Genomic DNA, 23,098 nt, shown 5'->3' on the forward strand with positions numbered 1-23,098 from the left:
CTTATCCTTGTATTCATGAAAATTTGTATTTGCAATGACATGTACAATGCGTTTTTTCGTGATGCTTCAGCACCGCCGGAGGATGAGATGAGCAATATCAGTTATGTGGCGCTTTCTCAGGCAACTGCGCTGACCCGCAGCATGGACACGACGGCGCATAACCTCGCCAACGCCACGACCTCGGGCTACAAGGCGATCCACCCCGTGCTTGAATCCGTGCCCGATGGCAGCGGCGACAACGCGATCAACTATGTTCGCGAAAGCGGGACATACCTTGAACTTGCCGACGGCCCCTTGATGCAGACCGGCAACCCGATGGACATCGCCGTGGCCGGTGATGGCTGGCTCAGCTTCCAGCTGCCCGGCGGCGAAACAGGTTACAGCCGTCACGGGCGCCTTGTTGTGGATGTCGACGGCCAGTTGAAAACCGCAGGTGGTATGCCCCTGCTTGGCGTGGGCGGCGGGCCTGTCGTGCTGCCCGATGATGTGGGTGACGAGGTGGTGATCACCACCAGCGGCACCGTGACCAACCCCCAAGGCGCGGTGCTTGGCGCGGTCAGCGTTGTCGCGATCAACGAGGCGGCGCAGATGCTGCCCATGGGCGCGGGCATGTACCAGTTGCCCCCGAACGCAGGCCAGCCACAGCAGATGGAGAACCCGCAGGTCAAACAGGGCTTTATCGAGGGCAGCAACGTGAACGCCGTCCTTGAAATGACCCGTCTGATCGACATCCAACGGGCCTATGAGAATTCGGTCAAACTGATGGGGTCGGACGATGATCTGACCCGCACGGCCATCCAGAAACTTGGGCGCGTATAACGCCGCCGGAAGGAGCATAAGATGAAAGCACTCGGGATCGCGGCCACGGGCATGTTGGCGCAACAGACCAACGTTGACGTCATCGCCAACAACATCGCCAACGCCAATACCACCGGCTTTAAAAGCGGGCGCGCCGCGTTTCAGGATCTGGTTTATCAAAGCTTTGCGAGCGCCGGATCGCTGACCTCCGAAGAAGGCACTGCGCGGCCTGTAGGCACTGATATCGGCTTGGGCGTGCAGGCGGCGGGCGTGATCCGTCACAACATCCAGGGCGGCTTGATCCAGACCGAAAACCAGTTGGACCTCGCGATCGAGGGGCGCGGCTATTTCACCGTGAACCGTCCCGATGGCACACAGGCCTTTACCCGCGACGGGAACTTCCAGCTCAGCGCCGAAGGCCAGTTGGTCACCCTGAACGGCTATGAGGTAGAGCCCGCGATCATCGTGCCCGAACTGACCCGTCAGGTCGAAATCAATCAAGAGGGCGTGGTCATGGCCTATGTTGAAAACGACCCTGAACCGGTGGAACTGGGCCAGTTGAACTTTGCGACCTTCCTGAACGAAGCGGGCCTGAAACCCGTCGGTGATAACTTGATGGAGCAGACCGCCGCGTCGGGTGAGCCTGTGCAGAACGTCCCCGGCACCCCCGGCGTCGGCATCACACGGCAGGGATATCTTGAACAGTCGAACGTCAACATCATCCAGCAGATCACCGACCTGATCTCGGCACAGCGCGCCTACGAGATGAACTCCAAGGCGATCGAGACCGCCGATCAGATCATGACCACGACGAACCAGATCAAGTAACGGGTTGAACCGATGAAACGTGTTGCCATTGCCCTTTTCGTGTTGTTCCAGCTTGCCGCCGCTCTTGTGGTGGCGGGCCCTGCGCTTGCACAAGCCGTGCCCGTGACCGACCTGATCGAGGAACGCGCCGTCGCCGAACTGGGTGCCACTTTGCCCGCGAAAGCCAAGCTGGATATCCGCATGGCCGAGGGGATGATCAAGAAGGGCAACTTCGTGCAGGAGTTCTGGATCGACCCTGACTCGGGCCAATTCATCGCAAATGTGGTAACCGACAGCGGTGTCCCGCAACGCGTATGGGGTCTGGCGATGGTGACATTGACCGTGCCTGTTCCCAACCGGCGCATCGTGCCCGATGAAATCGTCCGCGCCCAAGACGTGTCACTGGTCGAAATGCCGATGCAGCGGGTCGGCAGCTATGCGATAAATGAATATGATCAACTCGTCGGCCAGCAGGTGCGTCGTATGCTGGTCACCGGCCGCCCCGTCCCGCGCAATTCGGTCATGCCGCCCCGTATCATCAGCCGCGGTGAAAAGGTCAAAATCCGCCTGACTCACGGCGGGTTGCAGCTAACGGCCAAAGGACGTGCCCTGGATGATGCCCATAAGGGTCAGGAACTGCGCGTCGTCAATCTTTCCAGCAACAAGGCCCTGTCGACCATCGCGATGGCAGCAGGCGTCGTCGAGGTCGTACAATGACATCCCTTCGTTTTCCCGCTCGGCTCGGCTGTCTGCTAGCAGCTTCGGCGCTTTTTCTGGCGGCCTGTGGTGATTTTCAGGAAACCCACAACCCCACGGTCAGCGATCTGACGCTCAGCCCCGACCACATGGGCGAGGTCAACCGCGTGAGCATCCCGATGCCTCTGCCCAAAGCGCCCGAACAGCCCAAACGCGCCGATCAGGCCAGCCTCTGGAGCAATTCGACACCGCGTCTGTTTCAGGATCGTCGCGCCGGCGACGTGGGCGATCTGGTCACCGTTCTGATCGATATCGATGACCGCGCGCAGTTGCAAAATGCCACAGGGCGCAGCCGGTCCTCCTCCACTGGGGTGGACGACCCCGATATCCTGAACTTCGACACCTCGACCGACAGCGGACAGCTGATTGGCCTGTCGAGCAGCTCGTCCAGCGAAGGCGAAGGGTCGATCCGCCGGAACGAGACGATACGTCTGCGTGTGGCCGCCCTTGTGATCCAGACCCTACCCAATGGGAATTTCGTGATCGCCGGACGGCAAGAGGTCAAGGTGAACAACGAACTGCGCGAGCTGCGCATCGCTGGCATCATCCGCCAGTCCGATATCAACGTCGGGAACACCATCGACTACGACAAGATCGCCGAGGCACGGATCACCTATGGTGGGCGCGGGCAGATTTCGACGGTGCAAACCGCGCGCTACGGTCAGGACGCGCTTGAAGTGTTCCTGCCCTACTAAGGCGGGACGAAGGTGTGATCAAATACATCATCATCGCCGTTTGCGTGATTGGTGCGGGGGCCATGGGCTATGTCGGGGAACGCTTTATGCGGCCAACGACATCGGCCCCCTCGGATCAGGCGGCCACGCAAGAGCTAATGTTCAAGATGCCCTTGGGCAAATTCACCATGCAGATCATCCAGAGCCGCAAAATCCTGCATCTGGTGTTTGACATGGATGTCTATGTCATGGGGGCTTCGTCGTTTCACGAGATCAACGGTGCCGTCGGGCGCGCCCGTTTGCGTGACGCAACCGTGTCAGCGATCGCCGAGCTTGCGGAAACCGACCTGAGCCTCGCCCAACCGATCGAAGAAGAAGCCCGCAAAGCAGAGCTTGCCGCGCAAATCGTGCGTAAGCTCTACGTTAATTTCCCGGCAGTACGTACGGCGCGGCTGAACAGCTTTTACGCCAATACCAGCCTGCGCAACTGACAGACCCGATCAGCTCGCCGATTTCACGGTGATCGACGACGCCGTTTCGCCGCCGTCCAGACCAAAGATGATCTCTCCCTCGCGGAAACGTACATCTTCGACGCGAGCACTGCGCGACGGCTGGATCGCGATATTGTTACCAGCGGCATCTTTCGCCGTCAGCACCACGGTGTATTTCCCCGCCAACTGCGCGTTGCCGTAATCGTCCTTGCCATCCCATCCCAGCGGGTTCGTGGTGCCGGATACTGTGGACAGGCCGTTGATCGTACGCACATTGCGCCCCAGCGGATCATAGATTTTCGCGGTGACCTCGGCTGCGCCGGCCCCCACCTCGTAGGAGGTCGAGGTCGTGCCATCTTCCAGCATCACCACATCGGATTGCACTGTAACATCGCGCCCCAAAAGATCGGTGCCCCCCAGATTCAGCAAGCCGCTGATCTGGCTGGTCAATGTCTCTAGCTGGGTATTGGTCTGCACCGCTTGTTCCACCTGCGACAACTGCGCAAGCTGTGCGACGAATTGCGTGCTATCGACCGGCTCAAGCGGATCCTGGTTCTGGATCTGCGCGGTCAGCAGGGTCAGGAACTTGGTATAATCCTCGCCCAACTGGCCCAGTGAATCCTGCGCCGAGCTTTGGTTCGTGCTTGTGAAATTGTTCAACAGTGTCTGGCTTGTCAGCATGGATCACACCCCCTTAGGTGAGAATATCAAGTTGTCCGTCATCCACCACATTTTTGTGCTGAACGCCAGCGGTCACAGGGCCTGCGCCGTCATCAATGCCCCCACCGAACCCCGCGGTAGAGCGTTGTTGATCGCGCGCACCATCGTCCGAGAACCCCTGCTGGAATTCAAAGCTGCCCGCGTCGGTAAACCCGAGCCCCTGCGCCAAAAGCTGGCGTTCATCGCGCAGCGTTTGCAGCACGGCAGGGTTCTCGACACGGACCACAACGCGGGTGCCGCTGTCCTTGTCGGTGACGACCTCGATCTCGATTTGCCCCAAACCGCGCGGATGCAAGCTGACCGAGGTGCGGCCCTCTTTCGCCTCGACGGCCTTCACTTGCGAGATCAGCGCATCGGCAAAGGGTTTCGGTGCAGGTTTGGCCTGCGTCTCGGCACTTGGCGCGGCGGCTTTCAGATCGCTTGCTTGGTCGGCGAGGATCAACGCGTTGCTTTCCACGGGCTGCGCCTGAACCACCTCGGCGGGCCGGAAGGTCGCGGTGACATCAACGGGCGCTTTGCCCTGTGCGGCTGCGCCATTCTGACCTGCGTTCAAGAAGGTCGGCTGCTCCGCCCCGAAAGCGGCCTGTCGCAACGGCGCGACGGGCGTATCCGCGTCGATTGATGGTTCCGGCGGGGCGGTTCCCTCAACAGCGGCCGCGGCTTGGGGTACTGCACGCGGCGGGGTCGAAACCTTGTCACTAACCTGCGGCTTAGGGACGGGTTGCACCGCCGCCGCCCCCTGCGTTTGCGCAACGGTTTGAACCTCTGCCGTGGCAGCGATTGGTTGCTGTGTCGCTACTGCTGTCGCGGGGGCAGCAACGGGCTGCGGCACAACAGAAGTTTGCGGTGCGGGTGCCGCGATTTTGACATCGGTTTTCGCCTCGACAGGGGATGGCGCCGCAGGCGCAGCCGTTTCGGGCGCGACCTTAACAGCGGTTTGCGTCACATTGGCCGCTACCGCGTCAGCGGCCAATGGTGGCGCGGCCAATGGTGGCGCGGCCAACGGCAACCGAGGGTCAGTTTCGCCCGCGACACCTTGCACGAACGTCTGTGGCACAGCGACTGCGGGGGCGCTGACCGTGGTCGCGGTGGTCACCGCCCCCGTTGCTTGAGCGGGAGCCCCCTCGCCCGTCGGTTGGGCGGCCGACATCAGACCGGTGAAGGATGCCTCCATCGACAGGGCCGTCGGATCGCCCGCTTGCTCTGTGGTCAGCGAAAGCCCCAGCACATCTGCCATCCCTTCGGCGGTAGCATCGTCACTACCCAGCAGAATAGGCTCACCATCGGGGCCGAGGGTGAAGGGCGGTACCGCAGCACCTGCCTCGCCAATTGCGACGGTCCCCATCAGCGCGGCGAACCCTTCGGGCACGGCGCTGGAGCCCTTGCCGGTTTTCACGCCAACCTGCCCCGTCATCAATGCGGATAGAGCGACATTCATCTCAGTGCATCTTGCTTGTCATGACGCCACGCGCCGCGAGCTCATACTTCAACCGCGACATCGCGCGGCGTTCGATCTGGCGCAGCTTGGCGGGGGTGACCTCCATCCGCGTGGCAAGATCTTGGATGCTCTCAGGGGGCTGCTGCAAGGTCCGCGCCCGCAGCACCTCGCGGTCCATCGGTTGAAGCCGTTCCATCGCCTCAAGCAATCGCGCGCGGATCAGGGTTTGCGACGACTGCGCGATCACGGCCTCTTCGGGGTTGGGGTCTTCCGACGCCAGCAGCGCAAAGCTGTCATCGTCGTCAATGGAATGCTGCACTGTTTTCTGCACGCCCGCCGGAGTCTCGACAATGGCGCGCAGGTGGTTGCGGGCGGTCATCGTGGCGTTCTTGACCCACCATTTCGCATAGGTCGAAAACCGTACGTCCCGATCCAGATCAAACAGATCGGCGGCGTGGATCAACCCCAGTATCCCTTCGGAAATCAGGTCTTCGCGTTCGGCCTGATCATCGCTGAGCTTGCGCGCCCAGTAGAACACGATACGCGCATGGGACAGCACCAAGGATTCAAGCGCGAACTTATCTTTGCTGACCTGCCAATCCTTTAACAGGACACGTTCATCTTCCAACGCCAACATCGGCGCATTGCGCGCTGCTGCATAAGTTATTGTCATTGCCTGCCCAACTTTTTCCCCAACATGACCACACTTCACGAATCTGGGAAAGTTTATTTTGCTTAAGGCACGGTTAAATTGGGTTTTATCCTTGGCAAACAACCCGATATCAAAGGACAGTTCCCCCTAGAACCCGCTGAGCGTCGGCAACCAAGTGGACAGCGCAGGGATAAAGGTGATCAACAGCAACGCCCCCATCAGTGCGATAAAGAACGGCGGCATTTCCTTGATCAGGGCCGATGGCTTGATGTTCACCGCGGACGAGACGACAAAAATCAGGCTTCCCACCGGCGGTGTGGTCAGACCAAGGGTCAGGTTCACAATTACGATAATCGCGAAATGATCGGGGTCGATCCCAAGCGCAAAGCTGATGGGCGCAAGGATCGGCACAAGGATCATCACCCCGGGCAGCGGGTCCATGAACAGGCCAAAGACCAGCAACAGCGCATTCACCGCCAGCAAAAAGACAATCGGCGACAGATCCCAGGCAATGATCGTCTCTGCCAGAAACTGCGGCACGCCTTCGATGATCAACACCCAGGCAAAGGCCCGCGCCGCACCAAGGATCAACAGCACCGCCCCCGACACCAGGGCCGCGCGCAGGATAATCGCGGGCAGATCCGCGACCCGCAGCGACCGGTAAATGAACATGCCGACGAACAGCGCGTAGAAGACCGCGATCACCGACGCCTCGGTCGGGGTGAACACACCAAAACGGATACCGCCGACGATCAGCACCACCAGCATCAGCGCGGGCAGCGCGTAAAGCGCGATCCGCGCGATCTCGGCCAAGGGAGGCATCGGCGCGCCGCTGGCATAGCCGCGTTTGTGGCTGACCCGCGCATTGGCCAGCAGCACCGCTGCGGTGATCAGGATACCCGGCAGCACACCCGCCATGAACAGCGACCCGACCGATACCTGCTGGTCCTGCATGGCGTAGATAATCATCGTGATCGACGGCGGGATAATCGGCCCCACGACCGAGCTCGAGATGGTGAGCGCACCGGCATAAGCACGGCCATAGCCGCCCTTCTCCATCATGCGGATCATCATCGTCCCCGGCCCCGCAGCATCGGCCAGCGCCGAGCCGGAGATCCCCGCGAACATGGCAGAGCTGACGACATTCGCGTGACCCAAGCCCCCTTTCAGATGCCCCACCAGCGATTGTGCCAAGCGCAGCATCGCAAGTGTCACCGCCCCGCCGGTCATGATCTCTGCCGCGAGGATAAAGAACGGCACCGCCAGGAGCGGGAAACTATCAAGGCCCGAGAACATCTCTTTCACCACAACGAGGTTGGGGTAGGACGACCCGAAGCTCAGCGCGACAAAGACGGATATCGCCATCGCAAAGGCCACGGGCAGACCAAGGGCGAGCAGTACGAAAAGCGCGGGAAAAAGGATCTCAGCCATTTGCGCCTCCGGGCAGCGGATCGGCGGTGGCCCCGTCCATACGTTTATAATCCCCCGCCATGATGAAGGGGTGCGCAATCAGCAGCAGGTGGGCGATCAGCAGCGCAAAGCCGACCGGCATCGCCGCGTAGACATACAGGAAGGGCATCCGCAGTGCGGGCGTCACCTGATACTGCATGCGCTGCGCATATTGGATGCCGACGTAGACCATGAAACCGAAAAAGACCAAAAGCCCCAAGGCAATCCCCGCCCGCAGCAGCTTTTGCCCCATGCTGGGTAATGCATCCTGTAGGTTGGTGATCGCGACATGCCCGCCGGTGCGCAACACCAGTCCCGCGCCGCCAAAGGTCATCCAGATCATCAGATAGCGCGCCGCCTCATCCGCCCAAGGCAGCGAATGGGCAGTCACATAGCGCAGGGTGATATTGGCACCGACGACCAGCGTCATTGCCGACAGCATGAGGATCAGCGCCCAACCGTTCAACGCCACGAAAATGGTTTCCAGTCTCTTCACGGCTTCCCCTCGCCCGATGTCGCCGGCACCCGTTGGATGCCGGCGGTATTGCTCACTCGAAGTTTACGATCGAGTCGACCAGCTCTTGGCCGTAGGTGTCATAGTAGCCTTCATAGGCCGATTTGATCGACGCCTGAAACGCGGCTTTCTCTTCGGCGGACAGGGCGTTTACTTCCATGCCACGCTCTTTCAGCGTTTCCACACCCGAGGTTTCCACATTGTCGACATAGCCCCGCATCGCGGCAGCCGCTTCAGTTGCGGCTTTTTCCATCGCGGCTTTCTGATCATCGTCCAGCCCGTCCCAGAAAGGTTTGGACACCAGCAGCATCGCGGGCGAATAGACGTGGCCCGACAGGGTCAGATATTTCTGAACTTCGTTCAGCTTGACCGAAACGATCACCGACAGCGGGTTTTCCTGACCGTCGATCACACCTTGCTGCAACGACGAAATCACTTCGGGCCAAGCCATCGGCGTGGGGGCGGCTCCCATGGCGTCGAAGGCCGCGAGATGCACGGGGTTTTCCATCGTGCGGATCTTCAGCCCTTCGACATCGGCAGGCGTGTGGATCGCATTGCGGTTGTTGGTGATGTGGCGAAAGCCCTGTTCGCCCCATGCCAGACCGTGCAGGCCGACAGTGTCGAACTCGCCCAGAATGTCCTGACCGATGGGCCCGTCCAGCACGGCGCGGGCGTGGTCCAACCCGCTGAACAGGAACGGAATGTCAAAAACACCGGTGGAGGGGACGAAGTTCGCCAGCGTGCCCGAGGACACGATTGTTGCCTCGATGGTGCCCAGTTGCAGCCCCTCGATCACTTCGCGTTCGCCGCCCAGACCCGAGGACGGGAAATGCTTGAAGCTGAACTGGTCGCCGGTTTCCGCCAGCACGACCTCTTCGAATTTCTGCGCCGCGACGCCGTAGTGGCTGTCGGGGGCCAGAGCATAGCCGATCTTGATCTCGGTCTGCGCGGCGGCGGCACCCGCCAGCGCGACAAAGGCGCTTGCGGCCGCAAAATGTGTCAGATTGAATTTCATGGTAACCTCCCAGTAACCTTGTGGATGTGCTATCTAAACCCACCAAAGCTGACAAGATGCAGCCCTCGTGGCACCGCGCAACGCTGGCTTAGCCCTGCGCGGATTTCCGGAACAACTTTACCAGCTCGGGCACATAGGCCTGACCATGCCCCGCCTCGACCGTTCGGGCGAGCGCGGCAGAGACGTTATCGGCGACGGTCTGTTGCGCCCCCGATGCGGTCGACATGGCACGGTAATAGTCGATGTCTTTTTGTGCATTGCTGACGAAAAAGGGCAGCCCTTCGCGGTCACCTTGCGTGATATAGGGGGCAAGGCGGTCCAGCGCGACACTGGCCCCGCCGCCACCGGCCAGAACATCCACAAAGACCTGCGGATCGATCTGTGCATCGGCGGCCTGCGCTGCGGCCTCGGCCAGCAGGGTCATGAACCCCACCGACACATAGTTATGCAGCAACTTCAACCGGTGCCCGTGGCCAAGCGCACCGACGTGGTCGACCGTATCGGTAAAGCTTGCCAGCACGGGCCGGACCTTTTCCAGCACCGCGGCGTCACCCCCCACCAACAGGTTCAACGCCCCGTCATGGGCATGTTTCGCCGTGCGCGTCATTGGCGCATCCAGATAGGCCCCGCCCGCGGCCTGCACCGCGTCGCCCATACGCAGGGTGCTGTCGGGCAGCGCGGTGGAACAATCGACAACCACCGCGCCGGGTTTCAACGCCGACACCAGCCCGTGATCGCCCGTGACAATCGCCTCCACCTGAGGCGATCCGGTGACGCAGAGAATGATCACATCACTCACCGCCGCCAGCGCGGCAGGCGTGTCATACGCCACAGCGCCAAGGCCCGTAATCTCGTCTACCGGCTGGTTGCCGGGGTGATCCAGAAAGCCCAGTTCGAACTTGCCCTTGCGCAAGACGTTCCGCGCAATGCCGTGGCCCATCAGACCGACACCGATAATGCCAACTTTCATCGCGTTCCTCCCTTTGTCCCGCAGCGCGGTTTATTCCGCGTTGATCCAGATCGCTTTGGTGTCCAGATATTCTTCCAGATGCTCGGTCCCGCCTTCGCGGCCATACCCCGACATCTTGACACCGCCAAAAGGCACCGCTGGATCAATGGCGTGATACATATTCACCCAGACGGACCCTGCTTTCAGCCGATGTGCCAGCTTGTGCGCCGTCCCCAGATTGGTCGAGAATACACCAGCAGCCAACCCATAGGGCGTGTCATTGGCGCGGGCCACGACCTCGTCCAGATCATCAAACGGCAGCGCGGAAATCACGGGGCCGAAGATCTCTTCGCGGGCGATGCGCATGTCGTCGGTGACGCCGCCAAAAACGGTGGGCTGGATGAAATGCCCACCCTCCAGCGCCGCCCCTTCGGCACGTTGCCCGCCGGTCAGAACCGTTGCGCCCTCGGCCGGACCGTCCGACAGGAAACCGGCGATCCGTTCGGCCTGACGGGCCGAGATGATGGGCCCGATATCCGTACCCTCGTCAATCCCCTGCCCGATCTTCAGCCCCGCGGCAAACTCCGCCACGCGGCGGGTGAATTCATCATGGATCTCGCGCGCCACAAACAGCCGCGATCCGGCGATGCAGATCTGACCCGAATTGGCAAAGACCGACATCGCGGCCACGGGCACCGCCTTGTCGATATCCGCATCCTTGCAGACGATGACCGGCGATTTACCCCCCAGCTCAAGCGAGACGCGTTTCAACGTGCCCGTCGCCGCGCGGGCAATCGCCTGACCGGTGGCGGTTGAGCCGGTGAACACGATCTTGTCCACATCCGGATGCGCCGCCAGCGCGGCACCGGCATCAGACCCCAATCCGGTCACCACATTCAACACCCCGTCGGGCAGCCCCGCCTCTTGCATCAACCGCGCGATCATCAGCACGGTCAGCGACGCCTCCTCGGACGGTTTCAACACCACGGTGCAGCCGGTCGCCAGCGCGGGCGCGATCTTCCAGACGGAACCGGCGATTGGCGCGTTCCACGGGATGATCGCCCCGACCACGCCCACGGGTTCACGCACAGTGGATGAATAAATCTCGCCGGGGAAGGAGTTCGGGATCGTCTGGCCATGGATCATCACCGCCTGCCCCGCATAGAACCGCAACATCCCCAACACGCGACGGCTGTTGGCCAGCGTGCGCTGGATCGGCATCCCCATATCCAACGTGTCCGAAAGACACAGGCGTTCCCATTCTGCCTCGAACTTGTCGGCGATGCGCAGCAGCAGCGCCTGACGCTCGAACGGGGTGAACTTGGCCCAAGGCCCCTCGAACGCCGCGCGGGCGGCTTTTACGGCGGCATCAATATCCGCCGCGCCCCCCTGCGGTACAGTCGCCAGCAAAGACCCGTTCGCCGGATTGCGCGCATCCATCTCTGCGCCCGATTGGGCCGGACACCATTTACCGTTGATGAACATCGGCCGAAAGCTGCCGTCATACAGCGCGCTCGCCAAAGCGTTCCAGTCTTTCATACGTGTCTCCCTTGCTTTGCAGACCACCGCGTAGATGGCGTCTTTCTGCACCTCGGATCGAGGCGCCGCAAGGTAAGGCAGGCGAATTAATCCAACTTTTTGAAAGTTTTACGGCAAAGGTATGCCCGAATGGCCCGCAAACCTGTGTTTTGTCAGGATATTCGGGCCGTCTCTTTGGTGTTTGCGGGAAGGGGCACCCCATCAGGCCGCCCGCCCCGCGTCAGAACTTGAGCGAGAGACTCGCCCCGATGTCGTGGCTGTCATAGTCGAACAACGCCACATTCGATTTCGCCCGCGTGTAGGTATAGGTGATGCGCGGCACGTATTTCCCGATCTGCACCTTATTGTGCTGCACGGTGAAGGTGAGGCTGGTGGTGTCATCTTCGCGCGGGGTCGTAGTACCGGGGAAGATGCCGTCGTATCTGTCCTGTTCGTATGCCAGTATCACGCCGGTCGAGAGGCCCGATTTCCACTGTTTGTCGATCCCCATCGACACGCCGGTTTCATGGTGATCCAGATGCGCGCGCTGTGTCGTTTCGCGCAGCTGCGACAGGCCGAAGGACAGCCCGAGCGTCGGCGTCAGCCGATGTTGGTACGAGACCGAAGCCCGCATCCGGTGCCCGTCCCGAAACGGGCTTTGGTCATAGGTCTGCCGATCAAACCGAAGCGCACCCGACACCAGATCACGCGGACGCAGCTGATAGGCTCCGCGCAGCTCCGCCCCCCACCGTCGTCGCACGATGTCTGAATCAGAAAAGCTCAGCTCGGCAATCGGCCCGAAAGAGAACCGCCCCCGCTGCCCGCCTCGAATGACATCGAACCGTGCGACGGCCGTGGTTTCCGTGTTCAGCGCGGAATCGTAGAATTTCGCATCCAGACTGGCGGTGCCCACGCCGGACCATCTTTCATTCCACTGCCAGCGCCGCCACGCGGTGCCCCCAATCGCCAGCCCCACCCCGGAAGACGCGCGCGACGCAGGGTTCAGCGTGAACGGCACCCCGCCAATCAGGATTTCCTGCTCGGCACTGCCGCGGGTCTGGTTCGACGACGGCAACAGCGCGAACCGCAGGGCAAAGCCGCCGGGCTTGCGCGAGGTATTGTTCAGGATAAAGGTCTGCAATCCGGCGCGCAGCTGTTCGTCGGCGGTTTCCGCGACCAACCGTTCCGCATGATAGCGCGCAGCGGTCACATCACCGCGATAGGCCAGCAGCAGGGTCAGCTCTCGTCTTGCCGGTTCATAATCGGGCGCGATGCGTACCAGATCGCGAAACAGATCAACCGCCGCCGCAGGCTGGTTCTGGCGCATCAGGATTTGACCTTCCAGATAGGCCTGATGCAACGGCCCGTTCGGATCCCCCTTGACCAACTGCGCCAGGCTGGCCCGCGCGGCGTCATAGTTTCCCTGTTCCAGATAGTCCTGTGGTGTCGCGGCCTGCGCCTGTCCGGGCGATTGGCACGCCAAAAGAACGCCCATCAGGGCGGCAAAAAGAAGATGTTTCATGGATTAACCCTCAAGCAGTTAAATCGGCGTGAAACCTGAACTCTGCACTGCGTCTCCCACATGAAATAATGGGGAGACGCAGGCATGGCTTGAGGTCATGCCCACGCCCAGAGAAGCGGGACCCGTAATTTGATCGACGCTTCTCTATCCCGTTGTCGTCGACCTTAGTCGACTTTGTCGGCCGAGAAGTAGCCGTTCCCGTTCAGCGACCCGTCGTCAGCGCCGATACCAAATGTCAGCGCACCGGCAACCTGTTCGGCATTTGGCCCATAGAACGCACCGGAGTACGTCCCTTCGGCACTATTGACGTCGATATCGCTGATGAAGTCCGCATCTGCCGTCAACGTCCCGGCAAAACCATTGTTGTCGAACGTGGTTTTATCCATCGCGATGGTCCCTTCAACGGCATCACGTTCACCGTCTTCGGGGTCTTCGATGGTGGTGTTCCCGATGGTGCCCCAGATCTCGCCGGCGCCAAAGTCTGCCGTCATCGCGATCTCGCTACGCACCTTGTACCGGCTTTCGCTGTTCGACTCGAAGCCGCTGTTTGGCACGACGTTGATCCGCGACCGGCCCGTATATTCGGCTTTTGGCAGATCCTTCAGATCTTCATCCGCCGTCTCTGTGCCAAAGATCGCAAAGGTATTGTCACCCGACACATGACCTTCGGCGTTCTCGGATGTCCGGAAAATGCTTACCACCTGGGCAAAGCCATTGCCCGCCGTCAGCAGTTCTTCGACCGGACCATTAAAGTTATAGACCCCGGCGAATTTGCCATCCACCTCGACCTCGTAGCCGTCACCTTCGCCATTCACGTCGGCAGGGGTGAACGCCAGCTCTTCGCCGTCGATGGTCACGGTCAGCGCGCCATCATCATTGCGCTTGATCGACGCGGTGACATCAGTCGTCGTGCTGGTTTCCCCGGTGTGATAGTTCAGGTTCTGCAAGGCGACGCCCACGGCGCGCGCGGTCAGCGTCTTGCCGGACGCAATAGCAGCACCGGCATCGACCGGATCACCATCCTCGTCTGTTGCAAAGGTCCGTTTGGCCTGCGCCTCTTCGGTGATGTCTGTCACATCAATCACCTTGTCGACCCCGTTCGATGACCCGCAGGCCGCGACGCTCAGCGCCAGCGCGGTCGTTGTCATCAGTTGCATGTAAAGTTTCATTTGAATGCCCTTTCTAAATAGCCCCAAGCGGGCGGGTGCCTGCCGAAATCGCAGCAGGTTAAGAAAGGTTAAAAATCGACCGTAAACGTACCGTAATTTTTTGCGCGGCGCTCCGTGAAAAAATCGTGAAAAAAGAACGCATCAGGCGGTTTTTCATCGCTAAACGCTCAGGGGCCTAACCTATAGTTGCGACAGATATGCCAGCGCCTGTTTGCTTGGCATAAAGAAGTACCCCCCCGCCACCGTTCGGGTGAAATCCACCGGCGCAGGTTGCGCGACCCCCTCCCCTTCCGCGCGGGACATCGGGCACATATCCAGCGCCAGCGACTCCTCCGACCCCGGAATAATGAACGTATCACCCTTCTGTTTCGGCGTGATCAACGGGTCTGGCCCATGCCGCCCGCCGTGGAACCCGTCGGCGTTGATCCAGGTCTGCTGCACGAACTCGAACTGCCGTTCGATATTGGCGTTAAAGCACATAAAGAAGGTGCCTTCCTCTTGCTCAACCGGCGGTACAGTTTCGGTATCGCGCCGCACCCAGCCCGCGTCGACCAAACCTGCGTCCTGCGGCGTGTCAAACGCGCTGCTATAGGTCCGGCCCCGCCGCAACAGCCGATGGCGGTTGTTGATCTGCAATGTGATCTCGTGACCGGGGCGGAAACTGTCGCGCGGGTTGGCGCGGCGGATATGCGACCCGATCGGGCAATACAGCCCCAAGGGGTCGTCCTCACCGTGGCGGAAATCATTGTCGGGGATCACCGGCCGCAGCAGATCGCGTGGTATGCCAAGGGGGCCGACCTCATGCTCCAGCTCTGACAAGGCATCGTTGAACGCGGCCCAGCCCTGCGCCGTCCAGATCGTCTCATCCATGCTCAGCCCGCCATACACGCCCAAACGGCCGCTTCCCCTTGGCGTGCGTGTCCGGTCAAGGAACTGCTGCAGCGCAACAAGATGGCCGTCGGTCGCAGGGCGCTGGCCCGTGGCGGCCTGCAATGCCTTGAGGCGCAGCCCGACATAGCGACGCACGACCGCGTGATAGCGCGCGCGGTTGCGCAGGCTGCGCGACACCGACGGGTTGCGCGCAAGTGAACTGCCGTCCGCCCACCGACCGATGATCTTGGCGGTGATCCATTGCTCCATCCAGATCTGCCGTGCATCCGGCCCCATAGGCACATCGCCATAGGGCGACTGATCCATCTGCCCGCGCTGCATATCCCCCAGCACGATATCCTTGTCGCCGGGCATGTGGTCGCCCTGCCGGATCCTGATGTCGGCCTGCATATCCTCGCGGATCGCATCCGCGATGCCCTTTTGCGGCAGATGTCGCGCCTCAAGCCCGCGCGCCTTGGTCGCCACAAAATCCTTCAAAGCCTTGTCATTGTGCAAGATCTGCCGCACCGCCAGAAAGCTCCCGCCGCGGCCAAAATCACGCTGGTCCCCCAGATGCAGCCGCCCAAAGCGCGGCACCAGATCCGTCACCGGCCGCTCGACCGCCGACAGCCCCTGCGCCGCCGGCGTATCGGCGGGCACGGTGATCGCCAGCGGCAGGTAGCCCCGGGAATCGGGATACCCCAGGATGAACTCCCCCGCGCCGACCACATCATCCGGCGCGGCCTTGCCTTTGGCAAAGGCCTGGGTGTGGCGCATGATCGGCTGCGAGATACCGTCACGCGTGCCGAACCCGTCGCTATGGGCCAAGCCGCGGCGTTGCAGATCCGCTCGCACGATGCTGTCCACCGCGATGCCATATTGCTCGAACATCACGGTCAGCGTGTCGTCCGTCGCCGCCTGCTCCGAAGGATCGCGGGCATAGGACAGCAGCAAAGCGTGCGCGGCACCGTCGCTCCACCGCCAGCGGGCGGGATCGGCGGGCGTGCCCGCATCGCCCAACACCCGCCCCCGTGCCGCCATGCCGCTGGCAAAGGCGTGGGGCAACGTCGCGCGCCCGTCGTGGGGCGTGTCGGGAAACCCCAGCAGCGACAGCCCGCCAGAGGACAGGGCAATGAAATGCGCCGGATAATCGGGATAGGCGTCGCCAAAGCTCAGCCGCGCATCCCAGGGCGCACCGGGGGTCTCGGCATTGCGCGCCTCTTGCAGCAACTGCGCGATCAGGCGTTTGCCCCCCTGCCCCGTGTCAAAGCGCAGCACCCGCGCAGTCATCAACGGATGCCGCCCCAGCCCGTTGAACAGCAAGGTCTGCACCTGGTCCGTCTCGATCGCATCGGCGGGGCGCGGCGCGGTGTAGAATAGGTTGGCCCATGCGCGATATTCGTCATGGGTCAGCGCCCGCGCCAGCCCGTCGCGCACCAGCGCATTGGTGCGGATCATCCCAGTGGTCAGCTGCGGAAAGCGGCTGTACCAGACCTGCGTCTGCACCTGCTGGCGCCGCACCCAGCGTTTGAACCTGTCACCGTCCTGCGCCCCATCCAGAAAAAACCACCGGCTGCGCGGAAACCCCACGCAGTTGTTCCACGCCATCGTCTGCCCACGGTGCACCTTGGTGATGAAATCCTCTAGGTAGCTTTCCCAGCTGCCGTCGTAATTGCCCTGAAAGATCAGCTTTTGACTGCCTTTGGGGCAGTACCAGCGCGCATAATGGATGGTGGCGAAATCGGTGACAAAGCCGGGGCGGAACCACAGGATTTTCATATATTTGATGATGTGGAACGCCAGCGCCGTGGTCAGCCGCCGCAGCAGGCCGGGCTTCAAGGCACTGACCGAGGTGATGTGGTTCTGCGCATAGCCGGGCAGATCCTCCATCGCTTGCACGGCGGCGACGTGATCATGAGGCGCATAGCGGTCATCCGGCGTCTCGCGCGTCTCGACCCGCCGCAACCATGCCAGCACCCCGCCCGCCACCGTAAGCCCCAGCAACAGCGGCACCATCCACAGCGAGACATAGACATCCGCCGCCTGCAGCAGACTGACAAGACCAAAGGCGACCAGCCCCACAGGCAGCACCAGCGCCAGCAGCGCAAAGACCGCCAAGGGCTTAAGCCCCAGCACCGCATATTTCGCGATAAACCCCGAGAAGGGGAAATCCTTGTGCCGCGAGAAACGCGGATAGCGATGGGATGGGCGGTACAGCAGCGCCGCTTTCGCAGGGTCCTCCTGCATCTGCTTGCGGATATCGGCGACCAGATCGGCGGGGTCCGTAGTGCCCTCGGCTGCGCGCTGCCGCACCTGCGCCTCGGCCCAGTCATAGAGGTTTTTCTCCTCCTCGATCTGGCGCACGGGCATATGTTCGGTGCCGTTGAAGTTCACCCCGATGGTGCCCCAGGGCTTGGTATCGGGATGTAGCAGATGCGCGCGCACCGCCGCGATAAACCCGCCCTGCGCATCTTTCAGAAACGGCAGCACTGTCGAACAGGGCGCGTCGATCCGTTGCGCCAGCCGCGCCAGCGCGTCCCGCGGCATGCCATCGGTGTTGAACTCTGCCAGCAGATGCGTGGGCCGCGCATCAAGCCGCGTCTCGGCCCCCAGATTGACCAGATTGAGGCTTGCGAAATGCACGATCCCCGTGCCCTCAAGCCCCTGCTTCAAATCCAACGTCTCCTCCTGCAACCCCGCCAAGACCGCGCGCAGCGCCTCTATATCCACACCCTCTTTCAAGGGCACTGGTGCCACGATCGTCGACTGTGCCGCGTGGCCTTCCACCATGTCGAACCGCATCCGCAAGCGGCCCAGATAGGGGCCATAGAACTTTGGCCGCTCGGGCAGAAAGGCGATGCCGGGGCGCGACAGGATGATCTGGAATGCCTCGGTGATGATCTCATGCGCCATCTCGTGCCCCAGACAGTGATGCATCCCCAAACCAAAGGACAGATCCGGCAGCGTGGTGCCGTCCTTGGCCAGGAACCCTTCGCCGGGCATGAAGCGGTTGGGGTGTTTCACCACTCGCGGATCATGCAGGGCTTGCGCTGTTGCCAGAATGACCACGGCACCGGGTTTGATCCGCCTCAGCGCCTCGGGCAGGCCGTGGGTATCGCCGGCCTCTTTACGCAGGCGGAACTGGCCGGGAAAAAGCGACGGGTTAAAGCGGGCGATCTCGAACAATATGTCGCGCAGGGCCACGCGCGCCTGCGGGTCATCGGGGGTGGCTTCGGCCCGCGCGGCACAGCGCAGCGCCTGATGGAACTGGTCCGGCTTGCGGCGCATCTGATCGAGTATCTTGCCCGCCGCAAGCGCGGTGGTGGGCACAAAGCCGGTGATCACCCCGAACAGGATCACCCGCACGGTGTCTTTGTCCGACTGTTCCCAAACCGGCCCGCCATCGCCCTGCCGCGCGACCTGATCCATCAACCCTTGCAAGAACCCCGCCTGTGCCGGGTCCGCACGTTCGTCGGCGGACAGCTTGGCATAGGCGTCGATGCTGGCATCCAGCAGATCGCAGATGCGCTTGGCCCCGATCATCGCCTGCCGACGCACCGCAGGCGTGCCCGAGGGGTCGGCAAAGATCAGCGAGGAACAGGCCGCCGAAAACGCGGCAAAGTTTTCCGCGCTCGGTGCCGCGATGCCAAAGGTCTTCAGACAGGCCTCTGCCGTGACGCGCATAAAGACATCGCGCGCCATGTCGATCTGCCCGCCGCTATCCTCCAGCAAGGCTTCGGTCACGCGGCGCACCACAGGGCGCACATGGGTCACCGGATCAATCGCCGCCCAAGGATCGCGCAAAATCGCCATCTGCGCGGCATGGGTCTGTGCATCATCGCCCAAGGCAAACACCGGCGGGCCTGCCATCTCTTCCATCTCGGGGCCAAAGGGCACGCCGAAAACATCGGGCCGATGCAATGCCGCGACAATATCAGCGTGGCGCGTGACAAAATGATACGGCCCCAACCGCACCACCGGCGCAATCCGCTGCATCAGGCGCAGCCCGCCATGTTTCATCAGCCCTTGCGTGATCCGGCTTTGCAGCTGTGCGACCCAACTGCCGTTCAGCGCGTCAAGCGTGAAATGCCGCGTTCCCAGATCAGAGGGATGCGCCCGCTCCTCCGCCTGCGCTTGCCGGATACCAGCGTAGTTGTCTGCATATTTCGTCATGCGTCGGATGCCTTCTGCAAAGGCCCCCCGGGGGTCACCAGCCGGCGCGCCGTACCTAGAACATCTCTTCAATCATACGCGCGTTCAGCGACCGGTCCGAAAAGGGAAGCCAGTTGATATAGCTGCGGTTGAAACGGGGCTCGAACTCGTACAGGTCGCGCTTGGCACGCGCCACGGCGTCGGGGCGGCCCATGCGGTGCAGCGCCAGGACCTTGACCATATGGGCGTACCAATAGGCGGGGCGCAGCAACAAGGCGTGATCCGCGTGCTGCAATGCGGCCGACAGATCCCCGGCCAGCAGCGCGGCAAGGGCTGTCTCCCCCTCGAAACAGAAGCGCTGCGGGTGGTGGGGCGACAGGCGGATCGCGTGTTCCAGCGCCTCCAGCGCGGCCAAGGGATTGCCATCATAGGCCAGATTCGTGCCGCGCTGGTCATGGGCAAAGGCCAGCGAGGGGCACAGCCGGATCGCCTCGTCCGTGTAATGCACAGCGGCCGTCTTGTTGCCCAGCCAACATTCCGCACAGCCCGCGATCCAATAGCCCCGCCCGTCCGACACATCCAGCTTGATCGCCTTTTGCGCCTGTCGCCGCGCCAGCTTGATGTCACGCGGATCGGCGCGGCAGGTCCAGACCCGCCACAGCGTGGTCAGCGCAAGATAGACATGGGCCTCTATATGACCGGGGTTGCGCGCGATGATATCCTCGAAGATCGCCTGCGCCTTCTCGAAATCCTCGGCCGTGAGGCGGTTGATATGCCAGCGCCCCTGCCACACCAGCGCCTCGTCACTTTGTGCCGGCCGCGACTGGGACCGCTGTTCGTAGGATTGCGCCAAGGCACAGCTGAAATTCCCCGCCACCTCGATCGCCATATCCCGCGCGACTGCGGCAAACCCCGCCCCGATATCGGCAGCATCGGCCAGCGGCGCGATAAATTGCGCGCGTTTCACCGATTGCCCCGTGGTCAGATGCGTCAGCTCAACCATCAAGACCAACCGCCCGCTGCTCTGGCGCAACTGGCCGGTCACCACGTAATTCGCCGTCGCAGGCCGCGCGGCACCGGCGGCGCTGCGGCCACTGTGCACGGCCCAATCCATAAAGCTGATCCAACGATGCCGCGCCAGCTGGTCCAACACCTGCTCTGCCAGCTCTTGCGCCTGAGGGGTCAGCGGCTCGGCACTGGCAAAGGGCATGAGCGTCACGCAGGGCACATCCAGCGGTGGGGCGAAGTCAACCTCTGACGGGTCGGGACCGCCCTGCGACGTCTCTAGCTGGCGGGACCAGAAAGCGCGTTGCTCGCGCAGCCAGTTGTCGAATTCGGGGTCCCTGATATCAAGCCCTTCAAGGAACTCCGCCTGCCCCGGCAACCGCTGCGCCACCGACGAAAGCTCAAGCGCATCTACCGCGACCTCGCTCAGCGACAGCGTGACCGTGGTGCGATCCGCCTCCAGCACATCGCCCATCGGGGCAAGCGCACGGCGCAGGGCCGACAGCGTCTGGCGCAGGCTGGCCGCACCTTCACGCTCTCCGCGTTCGCTCCATAGCTTGTATTGCAACCAACGTCTTTCGCGCCTGCCACCGGGGGCGACCGCCAACATCGCCAGCACAGCGCGCGCCTTCTTCGAGGTGATGGTGACACGTGACCCATCGGTGCGCCGCAAATCGAACGGCCCGATGACATTTAGCTGCAATCCTAGAGTTTTATGAGAACCATCCGCCAAAACTACCCACCACTTTCGTCATGGTTGAGTGTGCGGGATACGTTTCCATCCGTCAATTTTTTTTCACCGCCAATGTTTCCCTAACGGCATTGCAAAACCTGCCCCAGCGTGCTGCATCTTCGGCAATCGAAAATACCAGATGACATGGACGGAGCCCGACCAATGACCCAGAACGCCCCCCTCAAACGCCGGACCGGCGGACAGGTCCTTGTGGACCAGCTTTTGATCCACGGGGCCGACACCGCCTATTGCGTGCCCGGTGAAAGCTACCTCGAGGTGCTGGACGCGCTGCATGACGTGCAAGACCGGTTCACCCTGATCAACGCCCGCCACGAGGCCGGTGCGGCGAATATGGCCGAAACCTACGGCAAGCTGCACGGCACCCCCGGCATCTGCATGGTCACCCGCGGCCCCGGCGCCTGCCACGCCGCCATTGGCGTGCATATCGCGCAACAAGATAGCACGCCGATGATCCTGCTGGTGGGCCAGATCGCCCGCGACACCACCGACCGCGAAGCTTTTCAGGAAGTCGACTACCGCGCCATGTTTGGCCCTATCGCCAAATGGGCGACCCAGATCGACGATGCGTCGCGGGTGCCTGAATATATGGCCCGCGCCTTCCGCGTCGCCACCTCTGGTCGGCCCGGTCCGGTTGTCATCGCCCTGCCCGAAGACATGTTGACCGATATCGTCGAAGTCGCCGACGCGCGGCCCTATAGCGCCACGCAGGCCCAGCTTTCGACAGCAAATGTAGACGCGCTGAAGGACGAGATCGCACAGGCCAAACGCCCGCTGATGCTGCTTGGCGGCTCCGGCTGGACCGAGGATGCCGCCGCCGCGATCACCCGCTTTGCCGAGACCAACAACATCCCCGTCGCCACCTCCTTCCGGCGACAGGATATCGTGCACAACCTGTCGCCCGTCTTTGCGGGCGATTTCGGCACCTCCACCGCGCCGACGCTTTTTGCGCACCAGAAAGAGGCCGACCTGCTGATCGTCATCGGTGCCCGCTTGGGCGAGATGACGACCAAGACCTACACCACCCTGCAATCGCCCAACCCCGATACCCGTCTGGTGCACCTGCACCCTGACGCGGACGAGATCGGCCGCGTCTATTCCCCCGACCTCGGCTTTGCCGCCTCCCCCGCCGCTGCGGCAGCGGCGCTTGATGATCTTGATCTGGGCCGCGCTGACGATTGGCAGGATTGGTGCGCTAAGCTGCATGGCGATTACCTGACCGACACCGACAGCCCCAATGGCGCGGAATGGGAGCTCGACATGGGCGTCGCCCTTTGCCAGATCCGCGATAGTCTGCCGCAAGATACAATCGTGACACTGGACGCGGGCAACCACACCGGCTGGGCACAACGCTATCTGCGTTTTGGCCGCCCGGGGCGCATCGTAGGGTCGACCTGTGGCGCGATGGGGTATTCCGTTCCGGCGGGCGTCTCTGCGGCGCTGGCGCATAAGGATCAGCTGGTGCTGTCATTCGTCGGCGATGGCGGCTTCATGATGAGCGGGCAAGAGCTCGCCACCGCCGCGCAATACGGGGCAACGCCGATCGTGCTGCTGTTCAACAACGGCATCTACGGCACTATCCGCATGCATCAGGAACGCGACCACCCCGAACGCATTTCGGGCACCACGCTGATCAATCAGGATTTCTGCAAAATGGCCGAGGGTTACGGCGCGCATGCGGAACGCGTGACCAAAACCGCCGACTTCGCTGCCGCCTTTGACCGTGCCCGCGCCAGCGGTCGCCCGGCCTTGATCGAACTGGTCACCAACCCCGAACAGATCTCTACCCGCACCACGATCACGAAACTGCGCGATGCGGCAAAGAAGTAGGCTCTAAACCCCGTACTA

General features: G+C 62.1%; 18 protein-coding genes. 6 read left to right on the forward strand and 12 right to left on the reverse strand.

The window, feature by feature from the left end:
• Positions 1 to 87: 87 nt before the first annotated feature.
• From AADW22_RS16395 to AADW22_RS16415, 5 genes are read left to right on the forward strand one after another with little or no spacing between them, the layout of a single operon-like run.
• Positions 88 to 819 (forward strand): flagellar hook-basal body complex protein, encoded by a 732-nt coding sequence (locus AADW22_RS16395; RefSeq protein ID WP_235183701.1) that lies wholly within the window; start codon positions 88 to 90, stop codon positions 817 to 819.
• 21 nt (positions 820 to 840) lie between these two features.
• Positions 841 to 1,626 (forward strand): flagellar basal-body rod protein FlgG, encoded by a 786-nt coding sequence (gene flgG, locus AADW22_RS16400; RefSeq protein ID WP_005849013.1) that lies wholly within the window; start codon positions 841 to 843, stop codon positions 1,624 to 1,626.
• A 12-nt stretch (positions 1,627 to 1,638) separates the two neighbouring features.
• On the forward strand, positions 1,639 to 2,322 hold the full coding sequence (flgA, locus tag AADW22_RS16405; protein WP_037942023.1) for a flagellar basal body P-ring formation chaperone FlgA: 684 nt from the start codon (positions 1,639 to 1,641) through the stop codon (positions 2,320 to 2,322).
• Positions 2,319 to 3,056: a flagellar basal body L-ring protein FlgH gene (locus tag AADW22_RS16410; RefSeq protein ID WP_005849010.1), complete on the forward strand. Its 738-nt coding sequence runs from the start codon at positions 2,319 to 2,321 to the stop codon at positions 3,054 to 3,056. Before flgA ends, AADW22_RS16410 begins: the two co-directional genes overlap by 4 nt.
• Positions 3,057 to 3,070: 14 nt before the next feature.
• On the forward strand, positions 3,071 to 3,526 hold the full coding sequence (locus AADW22_RS16415; protein WP_005849008.1) for a hypothetical protein: 456 nt from the start codon (positions 3,071 to 3,073) through the stop codon (positions 3,524 to 3,526).
• A gap of 9 nt (positions 3,527 to 3,535) precedes the next feature.
• Here AADW22_RS16415 and AADW22_RS16420 read toward each other — a convergent pair whose 3' ends face one another.
• From AADW22_RS16420 to AADW22_RS16475, 12 genes are all read right to left on the reverse strand, one after another.
• Positions 3,536 to 4,207, reverse strand: coding sequence for a flagellar hook assembly protein FlgD (locus tag AADW22_RS16420; protein WP_180829495.1), 672 nt, complete (start codon positions 4,205 to 4,207; stop codon positions 3,536 to 3,538).
• 13 nt (positions 4,208 to 4,220) lie between these two features.
• Positions 4,221 to 5,684 carry a flagellar hook-length control protein FliK gene (locus AADW22_RS16425; protein WP_407474706.1) on the reverse strand — a complete coding sequence of 488 codons (1,464 nt, stop codon included), beginning with the start codon at positions 5,682 to 5,684 and terminating at the stop codon, positions 4,221 to 4,223.
• Between the two features lies 1 nt (position 5,685).
• Positions 5,686 to 6,357: a sigma-70 family RNA polymerase sigma factor gene (locus AADW22_RS16430; RefSeq protein WP_005849004.1), complete on the reverse strand. Its 672-nt coding sequence runs from the start codon at positions 6,355 to 6,357 to the stop codon at positions 5,686 to 5,688.
• 126 nt (positions 6,358 to 6,483) lie between these two features.
• A complete protein-coding gene (locus tag AADW22_RS16435; protein WP_005849002.1) occupies positions 6,484 to 7,767 on the reverse strand; it encodes a TRAP transporter large permease in 1,284 nt (427 codons plus the stop codon).
• The gene (locus tag AADW22_RS16440) at positions 7,760 to 8,281 is read right to left on the reverse strand and encodes a TRAP transporter small permease (RefSeq protein WP_180829490.1); all 522 of its coding nucleotides are present in this window, start codon (positions 8,279 to 8,281) and stop codon (positions 7,760 to 7,762) included. The genes AADW22_RS16435 and AADW22_RS16440 overlap by 8 nt, the downstream gene beginning before the upstream one ends.
• A gap of 52 nt (positions 8,282 to 8,333) precedes the next feature.
• A complete protein-coding gene (locus tag AADW22_RS16445) occupies positions 8,334 to 9,314 on the reverse strand; it encodes a TRAP transporter substrate-binding protein (RefSeq protein WP_168592472.1) in 981 nt (326 codons plus the stop codon).
• An 88-nt stretch (positions 9,315 to 9,402) separates the two neighbouring features.
• Positions 9,403 to 10,284 carry an NAD(P)-dependent oxidoreductase gene (locus tag AADW22_RS16450; protein WP_288960705.1) on the reverse strand — a complete coding sequence of 294 codons (882 nt, stop codon included), beginning with the start codon at positions 10,282 to 10,284 and terminating at the stop codon, positions 9,403 to 9,405.
• A 30-nt stretch (positions 10,285 to 10,314) separates the two neighbouring features.
• Complete coding sequence (locus tag AADW22_RS16455) at positions 10,315 to 11,802, reverse strand: aldehyde dehydrogenase family protein (RefSeq protein ID WP_407474707.1); 1,488 nt, start codon at positions 11,800 to 11,802, stop codon at positions 10,315 to 10,317.
• A 220-nt stretch (positions 11,803 to 12,022) separates the two neighbouring features.
• Positions 12,023 to 13,303 (reverse strand): surface lipoprotein assembly modifier, encoded by a 1,281-nt coding sequence (locus AADW22_RS16460; protein ID WP_037966667.1) that lies wholly within the window; start codon positions 13,301 to 13,303, stop codon positions 12,023 to 12,025.
• Positions 13,304 to 13,467: 164 nt separating this feature from the next.
• Positions 13,468 to 14,460 carry a transferrin-binding protein-like solute binding protein gene (locus AADW22_RS16465; RefSeq protein ID WP_235208571.1) on the reverse strand — a complete coding sequence of 331 codons (993 nt, stop codon included), beginning with the start codon at positions 14,458 to 14,460 and terminating at the stop codon, positions 13,468 to 13,470.
• Positions 14,461 to 14,652: 192 nt separating this feature from the next.
• Positions 14,653 to 19,515: a cytochrome P450 gene (locus AADW22_RS16470; protein WP_407474708.1), complete on the reverse strand. Its 4,863-nt coding sequence runs from the start codon at positions 19,513 to 19,515 to the stop codon at positions 14,653 to 14,655.
• Positions 19,516 to 19,570: 55 nt separating this feature from the next.
• The gene (locus tag AADW22_RS16475; protein WP_407474709.1) at positions 19,571 to 21,202 is read right to left on the reverse strand and encodes a hypothetical protein; all 1,632 of its coding nucleotides are present in this window, start codon (positions 21,200 to 21,202) and stop codon (positions 19,571 to 19,573) included.
• 192 nt (positions 21,203 to 21,394) lie between these two features.
• Between AADW22_RS16475 and AADW22_RS16480 the strand changes: the two genes are divergently transcribed.
• Positions 21,395 to 23,080, forward strand: a complete 1,686-nt coding sequence (locus AADW22_RS16480; protein ID WP_288960709.1) for a thiamine pyrophosphate-dependent enzyme — start codon at positions 21,395 to 21,397, stop codon at positions 23,078 to 23,080.
• Positions 23,081 to 23,098: the final 18 nt, after the last annotated feature.

It is taken from the genome of Sulfitobacter sp. PM12 (assembly GCF_045586035.1).
GTDB classification, from domain to species: domain Bacteria; phylum Pseudomonadota; class Alphaproteobacteria; order Rhodobacterales; family Rhodobacteraceae; genus Sulfitobacter; species Sulfitobacter pontiacus.